The sequence below is a fragment of the Nocardia sp. CDC160 genome (assembly GCF_035818795.1).
In the GTDB taxonomy this organism is placed as follows: domain Bacteria; phylum Actinomycetota; class Actinomycetes; order Mycobacteriales; family Mycobacteriaceae; genus Nocardia.
Genome location: NZ_JAYKYT010000007.1, coordinates 19743 through 35551, shown reverse-complemented (window position 1 = coordinate 35551; position 15809 = coordinate 19743). Strand labels below are relative to the sequence as shown.

1 protein-coding gene (only partly in view) is annotated in these 15809 nt (G+C 71.5%); it reads left to right on the top strand.

Annotated elements, in window-relative coordinates:
* A protein-coding gene (locus tag VMT40_RS33035) for a non-ribosomal peptide synthase/polyketide synthase (RefSeq protein ID WP_326363279.1) crosses the window boundary here: on the top strand, positions 1–15809 show its 3' portion. 3037 nt of this gene lie to the left of the window's left edge; the window shows 15809 of its 18846 coding nt (coding positions 3038–18846); the start codon falls outside the window, past its left edge; it ends in the stop codon at positions 15807–15809.

Genomic DNA, 15809 nt, shown 5'->3' with positions numbered 1-15809 from the left:
TCGGCACCCCCGCGGCCGGACGCGGTGACCGGGCCCTCGACGACCTGGTCGGCATGTTCGTCAACACCCTGGTGCTGCGCGCCGAGGTCAAGGGCGCGGACTCCTTCGCCCAACTGATCTCCCATGTGCGAGACCGCGATCTGCGCGCCTTCGCCCATCGCGACGTGCCCTTCGAGCGACTCGTCGAGGTCCTCAATCCGCCGCGCGCCCGCAACCGGCACCCGCTGTTCCAGGTGGCGCTGTTCATGCAGAACCTGGGCGAGCTCTCCGCCGCCCTGCCCGGCCTGAGCGCCGAGGAGCTCGACTTCGATCCCGGCATCGCCAAATTCGACCTCCAGCTGACCGTGGTCGGCGACGAGGACCGCTACCGCGTCGAATACACCTACGCCACCGACCTTTTCGACGAGCACACGGTGCGCGAGTTCGCGGCCAAGTTCACCCGCCTGCTCACCGCCGCCACCGCCGACGCCGCGGTGGCCGTCGGCGATATCGAACTCCTCGACGCCGGGGAACACGACTACGTGACCTCGAGCTGGAACGCCACCGGAGCCCGCGTCCCGGACCTGTTCCTGCACCAGGGTTTCGACGCGCAGGCCGCGCGCACCCCCAAGGCCCGCGCCCTGGTCTTCGGCGACACCGAACTCACCTACGCCGAGCTCTCCGAGCGGGCGAACCGGCTGGCCCGGCACCTCATCGCCAGCGGGGTGGGCCCGGAATCGCTGGTGGTGCTGGCCATGGCCCGCTCGGTGGAGCTGGTGGTCGCCATGTACGCGGTACTGCGCGCGGGCGGCGCGTACGTGCCGGTGGATCCGGCGCACCCGGTCGAGCGCGTCGGCCACATTCTCACCACCGCCGACCCGCGCGTCGTGCTCACCACCCGCCGCGACGGCTTCGTCCTCCCCGAAACCGTGGACGTGCCACTGCATCACCTCGACGAACTGGATCTCGCCGGGTATTCGGCGGGCAAGATCGGCGATCGCGAGCGGCGCGCGGTCCTGCACCCGGACCACCCGGCCTATGTCCTGTTCACCTCGGGCTCCACCGGCCAGCCGAAGGGCGTGGCGGTCACCCACCGCGCCATCGCCAACCAATTGGCCTGGATGCAGGCCGAATACGGCGTGCAGGCCCGCGATGTCTACCTGCAGAAGACCGCCACCACCTTCGACGTCTCGCTGTGGGGCTACTTCCTGCCGCTGCGCGCGGGCGCGACCCTGGTGGTCGCCACCCCCGACGGCCACCGCGATCCCCGCTACATCGCCGAAACCATTGCCGCGCACGGTGTCACGCTCACCGACTTCGTGCCGTCCATGCTCGCGGTCTTCGCCGCCCACGCCCGGGCGGGCGAACTCGACTCGCTGCGTGAGGTTTTCGTCATCGGCGAGGCGCTGCCGCCGGAGACGGTCACCGCCTTCTGGGCGGTCAGCGACGCCGGTGTCCACAATCTGTACGGTCCCACCGAGGCCGCGGTGTCGGTCACCTTCCGCGAGGCGCACCGCTCCGATGTCCTCACCGTCCCGATCGGTGAGCCGGAGTGGAATTCCCAGGTGTTCGTGCTGGATTCGCGCCTGCATCCGGTGGCCATCGGGGTGCCCGGCGAACTGTATCTGGCCGGTGTCCAGCTGGCGCGCGGCTACCACGGCCGCGTCGACCTGACCTCGGATCGCTTCGTGGCCAACCCCTTCGGGCGGCCCGGCGAGCGCATGTACCGCACCGGCGACCTGGTGAAGTGGACCGAGGACGGCGAGTTGGTCTACCTCGAGCGCCTCGACTTCCAGATCAAATTCCGGGGCCAGCGCATCGAATTGGCCGAGATCGAGAGCGCGCTGCTGCTGGCCCCCGAGGTCGCGCAGGCGGCGGTGCGGCTGATCACCGCCGACACCGGTGACTATCTCGCGGGCTACGTGGTCGCGGCCCCCGGTGCCGAAGCCGACGTGGATGCCCTGCGTGAGGGCCTGACCCGGGTGCTGCCGTCCTACATGGTGCCGACCGCCCTGATGGTCCTGCCCGAGCTACCGCTCAATTCGAGCGGCAAGCTCGACCGCAAGGCGCTACCGGTTCCCGAGCTGCGCGCCAAGGATTTCCGCGCCCCCGTCGATGCCGCCCAGCGTCTGGTCGCGGCGGTATTCGCCGAGGTGCTGAGGGTCGAGCGGGTCGGCCTGGACGACGACTTCTTCGCCCTCGGCGGCAGCTCGCTCGATGCCGCCGGGGTCACCGCGCGCCTGGGCGCGGAACTCGGCGCGCGGGTCCCGGTCCGCGTGCTCTTCGAGGCCTCCACGGTGGAGGGCCTGGCCGCCGTGCTGGTCGCCACCAATCCCGACGCGGCTCGGCCCGCCCTGGTCGCGCGCCCGCGCCCGGACCGCATTCCGCTCTCGCCCGCCCAGCGGCGCCTGTGGTTCCTCAACCGCCTCGAGGTCGAGGCCGGTGAGCACAGCGTCTACAACCTGCCGATCATCCTGCGGCTCACCGGCTCCCCGGATATTGCCGCGCTCGAACAGGCGGCCCTGGACGTGCTGGCCCGCCACGAATCCCTGCGCACCACCTACCCGGATTCCGAATCCGGCCCCTACCAGGACATCCTGGATGTCGCCGACATCGGACTGAGCCTCGGCCCGGTCCCGGTCGCGCCGTCCGACATCATGGGCACGATCGCCGCTTTCGCCGCCGCGGGGTTCGACGTGAGCCGCGAACTGCCCTCCCGCCTCGGACTTTTCGTCATCGACGACGAGCCGACCGACGCGACCGCCACCGAATACGTGCTGGCCGTGGTCGTGCACCACATCGCCGCCGACGCCCTGTCCCTGCCGCCACTCATCGCCGACCTGATGCGGGCCTACACCGCCCGGATCGCGGGCGTCGCACCCGACTGGGAACCGCTGCCCGTCCAGTACGCCGACTACACCCTCTGGCAGCACGAACTGCTCGGCGACGACCGGGAGCCGGACAGTCTGGCGCACCGGCAACTCCGATTCTGGCGCGAGACACTGGCGGGCCTGCCACCCCAGCTGTCCCTGCCCACCGACCGTCCCCGCCCCGCGCAGCCCACTAATGCCGGTGCGTCCGTGCCCTTCTCGGTGGACCCGGCGGTCGCCGCCGGGCTGCGGGAGCTGGCCCGCGCCCACGGCGTCACCCTGTTCATGGTCGTGCACGCGGCCTTCGCGGCCCTGCTGGCCCGCAGCGGCGGCACCGCCGACATCGCGGTCGCCTCCCCGATCGGCGGGCGCGGCGAACGCGAACTCGACGCCCTCATCGGCATGTTCGTCAACACCCTGGTGCTGCGCACCCACGTGGACTGCGAACTGTCCTTCGCCGACCTGCTGGCCCGGGTCCGCGCCGCCGACCTGGCGGCCTTCGCCCACGCCGACCTGCCGTTCGAGCGCATTGTCGACGCGCTGGCCGTGGACCGCACCACCGGCGCGCCCCCGCTCGCCCAGGTCATGCTCACCTTCACCGACGCCGCCCGCATGGGCGACGCCGACTCCTTCACCCTGCCCGGTCTGACGGTGCGCCCGGTCGAGATCGACGACCCCACCGTGAAATTCGACCTGCACCTGGTGGTCGGCGATCTGGGCGCGGACGCCGGACTGACCGGCAGCCTGCGCTACGCGACCGAACTGTTCGACGCCGCCACCGCCACCGCCCTCGGCGACCGCCTCGGCCGGGTGCTGGCCGCCATGGCCGCCGATCCGACCACCAAGGTCGGCGATCTCGACCTGCTCGACGCCGACGAGCGGGCCCGGATCCTGCACGAGTGGAACGAGACCGGTGTCGAGCTGAACAGCGGCTCGACCCTGGTCTCGCTGTTCGAGGCGCAGGCCGAACGCACCCCGGGCGCGACCGCCATCACCTTCGAGGGCTCGAGCCTGTACTACGCCGAGTTCGCCGGTCGGGTCCGGCGGCTCGCGCGCTGGCTGATCGCCGAGGGCGTCGGACCGGGCGACCTGGTGGCCCTGGGCATGCGACGCTCACTGGACCTGGTCGTCGGCATGTACGCGGTGATCACCGCCGGTGCCGCCTACGTTCCCCTGGATCCGGACCACCCGGCCGAACGCATCGAGTACATTCTCGCGACCGCCGATCCGGTGACCGTGCTGACCTCCGGTGAGGACCTGCTCGTCGACACCGCCCAGGTGCGGATCGATCTGCTGGACCTGTCGGCCTACCCCGACGACGTGGTGACGGACGCGGATCGTCTTGCGCCGCTGCGGGAGTCGAACGACGCGTACGTGATCTTCACTTCCGGCTCGACCGGCCGCCCCAAGGGTGTGGCGGTGCCGCACTCGGCCATTGTCAACCGCCTCGTCTGGATGCAGTCCGAGTACCGGCTGGCCGCCGACGATCGCGTCCTGCAGAAGACCCCGGCCACCTTCGACGTGTCGGTGTGGGAATTCTTCTGGCCGTTGCTGATCGGCGCGCGCCTGGTCGTGGCGCGCCCGGACGCCCATCGGGATCCGGCGGCGCTCGCCGAACTGATTGTCCGCGAGGGCATTACGGTCACCCACTTCGTGCCCTCCATGCTGGCGGTGTTCGTGGCCGAGGAGGCGGCCGCGCGGTGCACCGGCCTGCGCAAGGTTTTCGCATCCGGTGAGGCACTGTCCCCGAGGCACGCGCATCGACTGCGCGAGGTGACCGGTGCCGAGCTGCACAACCTGTACGGCCCCACCGAGGCCGCCGTCGACGTCACCTATCACGAGGTCACCGATGCCGACGTCGATACGGTGCCGATCGGGCGGCCGGTGTTCAATACCCGGCTGTACGTGCTGGATTCGCAGCTGCGGCCGGTCCCGGCGGGCGTCGCAGGTGAGCTGTACCTCGCGGGTAATCAGCTCGCCACCGGGTACGTGGCGCGCCCGGACCTCACGGCGGACCGCTTCGTGGCCAACCCCTTCGGGACCTCGGAGCGCATGTACCGCACCGGCGACCTCGTCAAGTGGAACCGGGACGGCGAACTGGAATACCTGGGCCGCACCGACTTCCAGGTGAAGCTGCGCGGCCTGCGCATCGAGCTCGGCGAGATCGAGTCCGCGCTCACCGCACTGGACTCCATCGCCCAGGCCGCGGTCCTGGTGCGTGGCGCCAATCCGCAGCTGGTCGCCTACCTGGTACCCGCCCCCGGCGCGGAGCCGTCGGTCAGTGCCGTGAAAACAGCGTTGTCCCAGCGCATTCCGGCCTACATGGTGCCCGCGGTCTACCTGTGGCTGGACGCCCTCCCGCTCAATGCCTCCGGCAAGCTCGATCGCGCGTCCCTGCCCGCGCCCTCCGCGGCCACCGCTCTGCGCGCGCCCACCGGTCCCGAGGAGCGGCTCGTCGCGGAGGTCTTCGCGTCGCTGCTCGGCGTCGAACGGGTCGGGGCCGACGACGATTTCTTCGCCCTCGGCGGCAATTCGCTCATCGCCACCCAGCTGGTGGCGCGCCTGGGCCAGGTCGCCGGTGTGCGGCTGCCGCTGCGCGCGGTATTCGACGACGCCACCGTGGCGGGTCTGGCGGCCCGCATCGTCGCGGCCGATGCCGAATCCGTGGTCGAGCTGCCGCCGATCTCCGCACAGGAGCGCGGCGACCGCATTCCGCTGTCCATCGCGCAGCAGCGCATGTGGTTCCTCAATCGGTTCGACATTCGCGACGGCTACACCATTCCGTTCGCGCTGCGGCTGACCGGCGCGCTGAATCTCGAGGCCCTGCGGGCCGCCGTCGCCGATGTGGTGGACCGGCACGAGACCCTGCGCACCCTCTACCCCGAGCACGACGGCGAGGCCAGCCAGCTCATCCTGCCCGCGGGCACCCGCCTGATCGACCTGGTGCCCGAACGCGTCTCGGCCGCCGAACTGCCGGGCCTGGTGGAAGCGGTGGCGCGCACCGCCTTCGATGTCACCGCGGAGGTGCCGTTCCGGGTGCGGCTGCTCGAACTCGCCGAGGAACCGAATACCTACCTGCTGGTCATGGTGGTGCACCACATCGCCGCGGACGGCTGGTCCTTCGGCCCGCTCACCCGCGACATCGCCACCGCCTACGTGGCCCGCTGCGCGGGGGAGGCCCCCAAACTGCCGCCGCTGCGACTGCAGTACGCCGATTTCGCGCTGTGGCAGCGCACGGCCCTGGGCAGCGCCCAGGACGCCGACTCGGTGCTGGCCCGCCAGCTCACCCATTGGACCCGCCGCCTGAACGGGGTGCCGGACGTGCTGGCGCTGCCGTCGGACCGCCCCCGCCCGGCCGTGGCCAGCGGTCGCGGCGCGGGCCTCGGCGCCCGCTTCGACGCCGAATTGCACGCGGCCATCCTGGAATTCGCGGCCGCGCGCCGGGTGACGCCGTTCATGGTGCTGCACACCGCGCTCGCGGTCACGCTGGCGCGGCTGTCGGGCACCGGTGACATCGTCATCGGCGCGCCGGTGGCCGGACGCGGTGACGAGGCCCTCGACGATCTGGTCGGCATGTTCGTCAACACCCTGGTGCTGCGCACCGAGGTGCGCCCGGACGCCTCGCTGGACGAGCTGCTCGCCCAGGTCCGCGACACCGATCTGACCGCCTTCGACCACGCCGTGGTGCCCTTCGAAATGCTGGTCGAGGCCGTGAATCCGGTGCGCTCCCAGTCGCATTCACCGCTGTGCCAGGTCACCCTGACCCTGCAGAACCACACCCGGCCCGCCATTCGGCTGAATCGGCTGGCCATCGAGGCGCTGCCGGTCGACGCCACCGCCACCCAGTTCGATCTGGACTGGACCCTGGCCGAGACCACCGACGCCGCGGGCGCGCCCGCGGGCATCGACGTCTACATCACCTACGCCACCGACCTTTTCGACGCCGACACCGTCGGCGGCTTCCAGGCCGTCTACGAGCGCGTGCTGCGCGCCCTGCTGGCCGACCCGCGCATCGCCGCCGGGGACGTGGAGCTCATGTCCCGCGCCGAACGCGGTGAGCTGCTGTGCGACCGCAATGCCACCGCCCACGCGGTGCCCGCCGAGACGCTCGCCGATCTGCTGGACGCCCGGGCCGCGCGGGATCCCGACGCGGACGCCCTGGTTTTCGAGGGCGAGCGTCTCGGGTACGCGGCCATGGCCGTGCGCGTGAATCGCCTTGCCCGGCTGCTGATCTCGGAGGGAGTCGGCCCCGACAGGATCGTCGGCGTCATCTCCCAGCGGTCGTTCGACATGGTGATCGCGCTGTACGCGGTGGTGGCCGCGGGTGCGGCCTACGTGCCGGTCGATCCGTCCCACCCGGCCGAGCGCATCGCACACATCCTCGCCACCTCCGAGGTCTCGCTGCTGCTCTCCGTCGGCGGAGCGGAACTGCCGGAGCTCGGCGCTACGCGCGTGCTCGACGTCACCGAGCTCACGGAATCCGGTGCGCTGGAATCCTTCTCGGCCGACCCGGTCGCCAACGGTGAGCGGCGCGGCACCCTGCGTCCGGACAATCTCGCCTACGTCCTGTACACCTCCGGTTCCACCGGTCTGCCCAAGGGCGTGGCGACCAGCCACCGCGCCATCATGAATCAGCTGCGCTGGCTCGAGCACCGCTACGGCGTGACCCGCGCCGACCGCATCATGCAGCGTGCCCCGCTGGCCTTCGACGTCTCGGTGTGGGAGTGCTTCCTCCCGGCGCTGGTCGGTGCGCCCCTGGTGATTCCGCGCCCCGGCGGGCATCAGGACCTGGACTACCTGGCCGGGCTCATGCGCGAATTCGGCGTCACCATCGCCGAACACGTGCCCTCGGTGCTGGCGGCCCTCATTGCCGAGGGCCACGGCGACGCCCTGCGCTCCTTCCGCCACCTGCACACCGGCGGTGAGGCGCTGCCGGTCGAGTTGCTCGGCCGCCTGCGGGAGTTCGTGGGCGGTGCCGTGCACAATGCCTACGGCCCGACCGAGGCCGCGATCTCGACCATCTACCACGAATTCTCCGACGCCGACCCGGATTTCGAGGTCGCCATCGGCCGCCCCAACTGGAACACCCGCGCCTACGTGCTCGACGCCCGGCTGCGCCCGGTGCCCGCGGGCGTCATCGGCGAGCTGTACCTGGCGGGCGCGCAGCTGGCCCGCGGCTACCAGGGCCGGGGCGGGCTCACCGCCGACCGGTTCGTGGCCGACCCCTTCGGCATTCCGGGCGCGCGCATGTACCGCACCGGCGACCTGGTGCGCTGGAACCGCGCCGGTGACCTGGTCTACATGGGACGCAACGACTTCCAGGTGAAGCTGCGCGGCCAGCGCATCGAACTGGGGGAGATCGAGGCTGCTCTCCTGGCCGCGCCCGGGGTGGCCAACGCGGTGGTCGTGCTCGCCCGCGACACCGCCGGAACCGAGTGCCTGGTCGGCTATGTCTCCGGCGCGGGGCTCGACGCCGACGCCGTGCTCGACCACGCCCGCACCCAGCTGCCCTCCTACATGCTGCCCGCCCACCTGGTGGTGTTGGACGAGATGCCGCTCACCAGCGTCGGCAAGCTCGACCGAAACGCGCTGCCCCCGGTCGAATTCACCGCCGCCACCGTCGCCTACCGCGCGCCCCGGCCCGGCACCGAGACCGTCCTGGCCGGGCTCGTCGGCGACCTGCTCGGTGGGATCACCATCGGCGCGGACGACGACTTCTTCGCGCGCGGCGGCAATTCGCTGCTGGCCATGCGCCTGGTGGCGCGCGCCAATGCCGCGCTCGGGGCGGACCTGACCGTCCGTCAGCTCTTCGAGGCCCCGACCGTGGCCGAACTGGCGACCCGCGTCGGCAGCGGCGGACCCGGCCTGCCGCTGCGGCCCATGCCGCGCCCGGAGCGAATCCCGCTGTCCCCGGCCCAGACTCGCATGTGGCTGCTCAATCGCCTGGACCCCGCCTCGGCGGCCTACAACGTGCCCTCGGCCATTCGCGTCACCGGCGAACTCGACACCACCGTGCTGCGCGCGGCCTTCGCCGATATCGTGGCCCGCCACGAGGTACTGCGCACCATCTACCCGGCCGACGCGGACGGGGTCGGCTACCAGCTGGTCCTGCCCGCCGACACCGCCCCGCTGGACCTCGAACTGCGGACCGACGCCGACGCGGCGGACCTGTCCTGGCTCGAGGAATTCATCTCGCGCGGCTTCGACGTCACTACCACGGTCCCGGTGCGCGCGGCCCTGATTCGCGAATCCGCGCACAGCCACGTGCTGGCGGTGGTGCTGCACCACATCGCCGGTGACGGCCAATCGACCGATCCGCTGCTGCGCGACACCATTACCGCCTATCTGGCCCGTGCCGCGGGCAGCGCCCCGGTCTGGCCGGAGCTGTCGGTGCAGTACGCCGACTACACGCTGTGGCACCGGGCCGTGCTCGAACGGACCGCCGAGCGCGACCTCGCGTACTGGACCGAGAACCTCGCGGACCTGCCCGAGGAGCTGCCGCTGCCCACCGACCGGCCGCGCCCGGCCGTCGCCTCCTTCCGGGGCGAGCGGGTGCAGGCACGCCTGGACGGCGGCCTGGCCGCGGCGGTCAAGCGAATCGCGGAGGCGCACAACGCGACTCCGTTCATGGTGTGGCACGCCGCGCTGTCGGTGTTGCTGGCCCGGCTGTCGGGCACCGACGACATCACCATCGGCACCCCGCTCGACGGGCGCGGCAACGCGGTCCTCGACGACCTGGTCGGCATGTTCGTCAACACCCTCGCCCTGCGCACCCGGCCCACGGCGGCTCTCCGCTTCGACGAACTGCTGGCCCAGGTCCGCGATGTCGACCTGGCCGCCTTCGATCACGCGAGCGTGCCGTTCGACCAGGTCGTGGAGGCCCTCGGCGTGGTCCGCACGCAGGCCCGCAATCCGCTGTTCACGGTGGCCCTGAGCTACATGAACCTGGTCTCGCAGACCTACGCGGTGCCCGGCCTGGTGCTGGAGCCGGTCGACTTCGAGCATCGGGTGGCCCGCTTCGACCTGCAGTTCACCGTCTCCGACGAACCCGACGTGGACGGCCACCTCGCGGTCGAATTGAACTACGCCACCGACCTTTTCGACGCCGCCACCGCGGCCGGGCTGCTGCGCCGCCTGGGTCGGGTGCTGGGCGCGGTCGCCGCCGACGCCACCGTGCGCATCGGTGACATCGAGCTGATGGCCCCGTCGGAGCGGGCCGCGCTGCTGGATCGCGCCGCGACGGAACGGGTCACCCCGCGCACCCTCGGTGAGGTCTTCGCCGAGACCGCCGCGCGGCATCCGGATGCCGTGGCCCTGCGTTACCAGGGGCGCGAGCTCACCTATCGGGAACTCGACGCCGAGTCCTCGCGACTGGCCCGGGTGCTCATCGAGCGCGGCCTCGGCGCGGAAGACTATGTCGCGCTGGCCATTCCACGATCCGACCTGACACTGCTCGCGGTGTGGGCCATCGCGAAGGCGGGCGCGGCGTTCGTCCCGGTGGATCCGAACTACCCGGCCGACCGCATCGAGCACATGCTGTCCGACTCGGGCGCGACCTTCGGTCTCACCGTCACCGCGAGCCGCGACAAGCTGCCCGGCGCGGCCGAGTGGCTGATCCTCGACGCACCCGAATTCCAGGCGGCCACACGGGAACTCGACCCGTCACCGATCGCGGCGAGCGAACTGTGCAGCCCCGTGCGCGTGGCCAACCCGGCCTGGATGATCTACACCTCCGGCTCCACCGGCCTGCCCAAGGGCGTCGTCGTCTCGCACGGCGGCGTGGCGGGCGTCGCGGTCAGCCAGCGTCAGCGCTACCGCGTCGGCACGGATGCCCGGGTGCTGCAGGTGTCCTCGCCGAGCTTCGACGCCTACCCGCTGGAATTCCTCATGGCCACCGCGGTCGGCGCGCGCCTGGTGATCGCACCGGCCGATGTCTTCGGCGGTGCGGAGCTCACCGACCTCATGGCCGCCGAGGGTGTCACCCACGCCTTCATCACGCCCTCGGTCCTGCAGACCCTGGACCCGGCGCGACTGCCGGAATTCCGTGAACTGTCCATCGGCGGTGAGCCGTTCGGCCCGGAGACCGTGGCCCGCTGGACCACCGGCCGCCGCGCCGTGCACAACGGCTACGGTCCGACCGAGACCACCATCACCTCCAATATCAGCGCCCCGCTGCTGCCGGGCGAACCGGTCGAGCTCGGCGCGACGACGGCGGGCATGACCGCGGTCGTGCTCGACGCCCGGTTGCGGCCGGTGCCGGTGGGCGTGACCGGTGAGCTGTACCTGAACGGTCCCGGCGTGGCCCGCGGATACCATGCGCGACCGGGACTTTCGGCCGAACGCTTCATCGCCGACCCCTACGGCGCGCCGGGGGAGCGGCTCTACCGGACCGGCGACCTGGTGCGCTGGGCGAGCCGCCCCGACGGCCGCCGCGTGCTCGAATACGTCGGTCGCGCCGACCATCAGGTCAAGGTGCGCGGCCTGCGCATCGAGCTCGGGGAAATCGACGCGGCGCTGACCGCCCACGAGAGCGTCGAATTCGCGGTCACCCTCGGCCACACCGGCGAATCCGGTGCGGTGTCGCTGGTGTCGTACGTGGTGGCCGCGCCCGGCCACAGCATCGACGTCGACGAACTGGTGGCCCACGCCGGTCGGTCGCTGACCGCCTACATGGTGCCCGCCGCCATCATGGTGCTCGACGCCATTCCGCTCACCCCGGTCGGCAAGCTGGACCGAAAGGCCTTGCCGGAACCCGTCTTCCGCGTCGCCGAGTTCGTGGCACCGCGCACTGACGCCGAGCGCACGGTCGCCGAGGTGCTCGCCGCCGTCCTGGGCACCGTGGACGCCGAACGGGTCGGCATCGCCGACGACTTCTTCGGACTCGGCGGCAACTCGCTCACCGCGACGCAGGTGGCCGCGCGACTGAGCGCCGCCTTCGGCGCGCGCGTCCCGGTGCGCATGGTCTTCGAGCATGCGACCGTCGAGGCACTGGCCCTGGCCGCGCTCGCGGCCGAACCCGAGACCGGGGACCGACCGCCGCTGGTGGCCCGCACCGGCGACGGTCCGGTGCCGGTATCGCTCGCGCAGCAGCGCATGTGGTTCCTCAACCGGCTCGATCCGGAGTCCACCGCCTACAACATCCCGCTGCCCATCCGCCTGACCGGCCCCCTCGATGTGGCGGCACTGACCGCCGCTCTCGCCGACGTGGTGGTCCGCCACGAGGTGCTGCGGACGGTCTACCCCGAGACCGAGTCGGGTCCCGTGCAGGTGGTCCTGCCCGCCGCGGCGGCCACGGATCTGCCTGCACTGGAACCGATTCCGGTGACCGAGGACACGGTCATGGCGGCCGTGCTCGAGGTGATCGGCCGGGGCTTCGATGTCACCGCGACCGTGCCGCTGCGCGCGGCACTGTTCGCACTGGCCCCCGAGGATCACGTCTTCGTCGTCGTCATGCACCACATCGCCGGTGACGGCAGCTCGCTGGCCCCGTTGGCCCGCGACGTCATGACGGCCTACGCGGCCCGCAAATCCGGTGTCGCCCCGGCCTGGTCGCCGCTGCCGGTGCAGTACGCCGACTACGCGGTGTGGCAGCGGGCACTGCTGGGTTCCGAGGACGATGCCGCCTCGGTGGTCTCGCGGCAACTGCGCTTCTGGACACAGACCCTGGCCGGGCTGCCCCCGCTGCTCACCGTTCCCGCCGACCGGCCCCGCCCGGTGGTGCTGGACACCACCGGCCGCCGCGTCGACTTCACCATCGACGCCGAGACCCACGCCGCCCTGGTCGAATTGGGTCGCACCGGCGGTGCCACCCTGTTCATGACGGTGCATGCCGCCTTCGCGGCCCTGCTGTCGCGATTGACCGGCTCGACCGATATCGCGGTCGGCACCCCGGTTGCCGGTCGCGGTGACGCCGCGCTCGACGACCTGGTGGGCATGTTCGTCAACACCCTGGTGCTGCGCACCGAGGTGGCCGCGGCCGAGGGCTTCACCGACCTGCTGCGGCGGGTCCGAGCCGGGGACGTGGCGGCGTTCGACCACGTGGACGTGCCCTTCGAGCGCCTGGTCGAGGTGCTCAATCCGGAACGCTCCACCGCGCGGCACCCGCTGGTGCAGGTCGGCTTCTCCTTCCACAACCAGGAGCAAGCCGCCTTCGAGCTGGACGGACTTGCGGTCAGCGCCATCGAATTCGACACCGACGTCTCGCAATTCGACCTGCACCTGGTGGTCATGGACCGCTACGACGCCGACGGCGCACCGGCGGGCCTGACCGCGACCATGACCTACGCCACCGCACTGTTCGACGAGGCCACCGTGGCCGGGTTCGCCGAGCGCTTCACGCGCCTGCTGGCCGGGGTCATCGCCGATCCGCACGCCGCGATCGGGGATCTCGACATTCTCGGCGCGGTGGAATCCGAACGGTTGCTGCGGGAGTGGAACGGCGCGGACTCGGGATTCCCGGCGGCCGGACTGCTGGACGCCTTCGACGCACAGGTGCGGCGCACACCCTTCGCCATCGCGGTGGTCGAACAGGGCCGGGCGCTGAGCTACCGCGACTTCGCCGAACGCGTCGACCGGCTGGCCCGGGTCCTCATCCACGAGGGCGTTGGACCGGAAACACTGGTGGCACTGGCACTTCCGCGCAGTATCGAACTGCTCACCGCCATGTACGCCGTGGTGCGGGCGGGCGGCGCGTATGTGCCGCTGGATCCCGCGCACCCACTCGAGCGCACCGCCATGGTGATCGAAACCGCCGCGCCCCCGGTGATTCTCACCAGCGCCGCCCGTCCCATGACGCTCCCGGCCGGACTGCCGGAGGCGACGACCGTGCTCGATGTCGCGCTTGCCGAGGATCAGTCCCTGTCCGGCAACCCGATTCGCGACAGCGAGCGCCACGCTCCTTCCCGGCCCGCCGACCCCGCCTACGTGATCTTCACCTCGGGTTCGACCGGCAAGCCCAAGGGTGTGGCCGTTCCGCACGCGGCCGTCGCGCACCAGCTGGACTGGATGCAATCGGAATACGCACTCGCCGAGAGCGATTCGGTGCTGTGGATGACCTCCGCCGCCTTCGACCTCTCGATCTGGGAACTGTGGTGGGCACTGCGCACCGGAGCGCGGGTGGTGTTGGCCGCCGAGGGCGCGCAACACGATCCGGAGGGTCTGCTCGAGCTGGTGCGCCGGGAGTCGGTCACCACCCTGACCCTGGTGCCGTCGCTGCTGGCCATGCTGGTCGATGTCGCCGACGGTGGGCTCCCGGAATCGCTGCGCCGCCTGCTGGTCATCGGCGAGGCCCTGCCCGCGGAGACCGTGCGCCGCGCCCGGCGTGCCACCGCCGCGCGCATCGACAATCTGTACGGCCCGACCGAGGCGGCGGTGTCGGTCACCCGATTCCGCACCGACGCGCCGATTCGTCAGGCCGTGGTGCCCATCGGCACCCCGGAGGCGGGCAACCGGGTGTACGTCCTCGACGACCGGCTGCGGCCGGTGCCGGTCGGCGTCACCGGTGAGCTCTACCTGGGCGGCGCGCAACTGGCCCGCGGCTACCACGGGCGTCCCGAGCTGACGGCCGAGCGCTTCGTCCCGGATCCCTTCGGCCCGGCCGGTTCTCGCCTCTACCGCACCGGCGACCTGGTGCGCTGGACCCGACCGGCCGACGAAACCGGTTCCGGTGTCCTGGAATTCGTGGAACGCCGCGACTTCCAGGTCAAGGTGCGCGGCTACCGCATCGAGCTGGCCGAGATCGAGCACGCCCTGCGCTCGCAACCCGGCGTCACCGACGCCGTCGTGGTGGTGCACGGCACGGCCGACTCCGCGCGGCTGGTCGGCTATTTCGACGCCGTCGACGAGATCGACGCGGCGCAGGTCCGCGCCCGGCTGGCCGGACTGCTGCCCAGCTACATGGTGCCCGAGGCCCTGGTGGCCCTGGACGCGGTGCCGCGCAATGCCAATGGCAAGGTCGATCGCGCCGCCCTGCCCGCACCGGTCTTTGCGGCCCGTGAATACCGCGCTCCCGCAACCGAAATGGAGATCGCGCTGTGCGCGGTCTTCGCCGAGGTGCTGGGGGTCGAGCGGGTCGGCCTGGACGACAACTTCTTCGAGCTGGGCGGCAATTCGCTGCTCGCGGTCCGCCTGGCCACCCGGCTGGGGGAGACCCTCGGTCGCAAGATCCCCGTCGTCCTGGTGTTCGCGGCCCCGAGCCCGGCCGAAATGGCCGAGCCACTGGGCACGTCGGGCGGTATCGACGCCGACGCCGCGTTCGCCGTCCTGCTGCCGCTGCGGCCCGCGGGGACCGGCGCACCGCTGTTCTGCGTCCACCCGGTCGGCGGTCTGTCCTGGTCGTTCGCGGGCCTGGCCGCCCACCTGGACGAGGACCGGCCCCTCTACGGGCTGCAGTCGCCGACCCTGGCCGCCGATGTGCCACTGCCGGAATCGATCGAGGAGTGGGCGGCGCGCTATGTGCGCGAGATTCGCGCGGTCCAGCCCGAGGGCCCCTACCACCTGCTCGGCTGGTCGCTCGGCGGCGTGCTCGCGCACGCCATGGCCGTGCAACTCCAGGACGAGGGACAGGAGGTCGCCCTGCTGGCCATGCTGGACAGCTCACTGGAGAGCGAGGTCGACCTCGAGACCGCGGTCCCGGTGGCGGAGCTCATGGGCGCGGCGGCCGGACTGGTCGACCTCGAATCCGAGGCCGGGGCCGAACGGATCACCCGCATCATCGACAGTGCCCGCGCCTCCTTCCCGCTCATCGGTGCCTATCGTCCCCGCCGATTCAAGGGCGATCTGCTGTATTTCCATGCCGCGCTGGACGATCCGAGCGGCACCCGGGGCGTCTCCGCCTGGACCGACGCCATCGACGGCGAGCTCGACAACCACGCCGTCCCCGCCACCCACTGGCAGCTGACCTCGCCCGACGCGCTCGCGAACATCGGCCGCGTCCTCAACGCCCTCACCCCGCGGACTTAG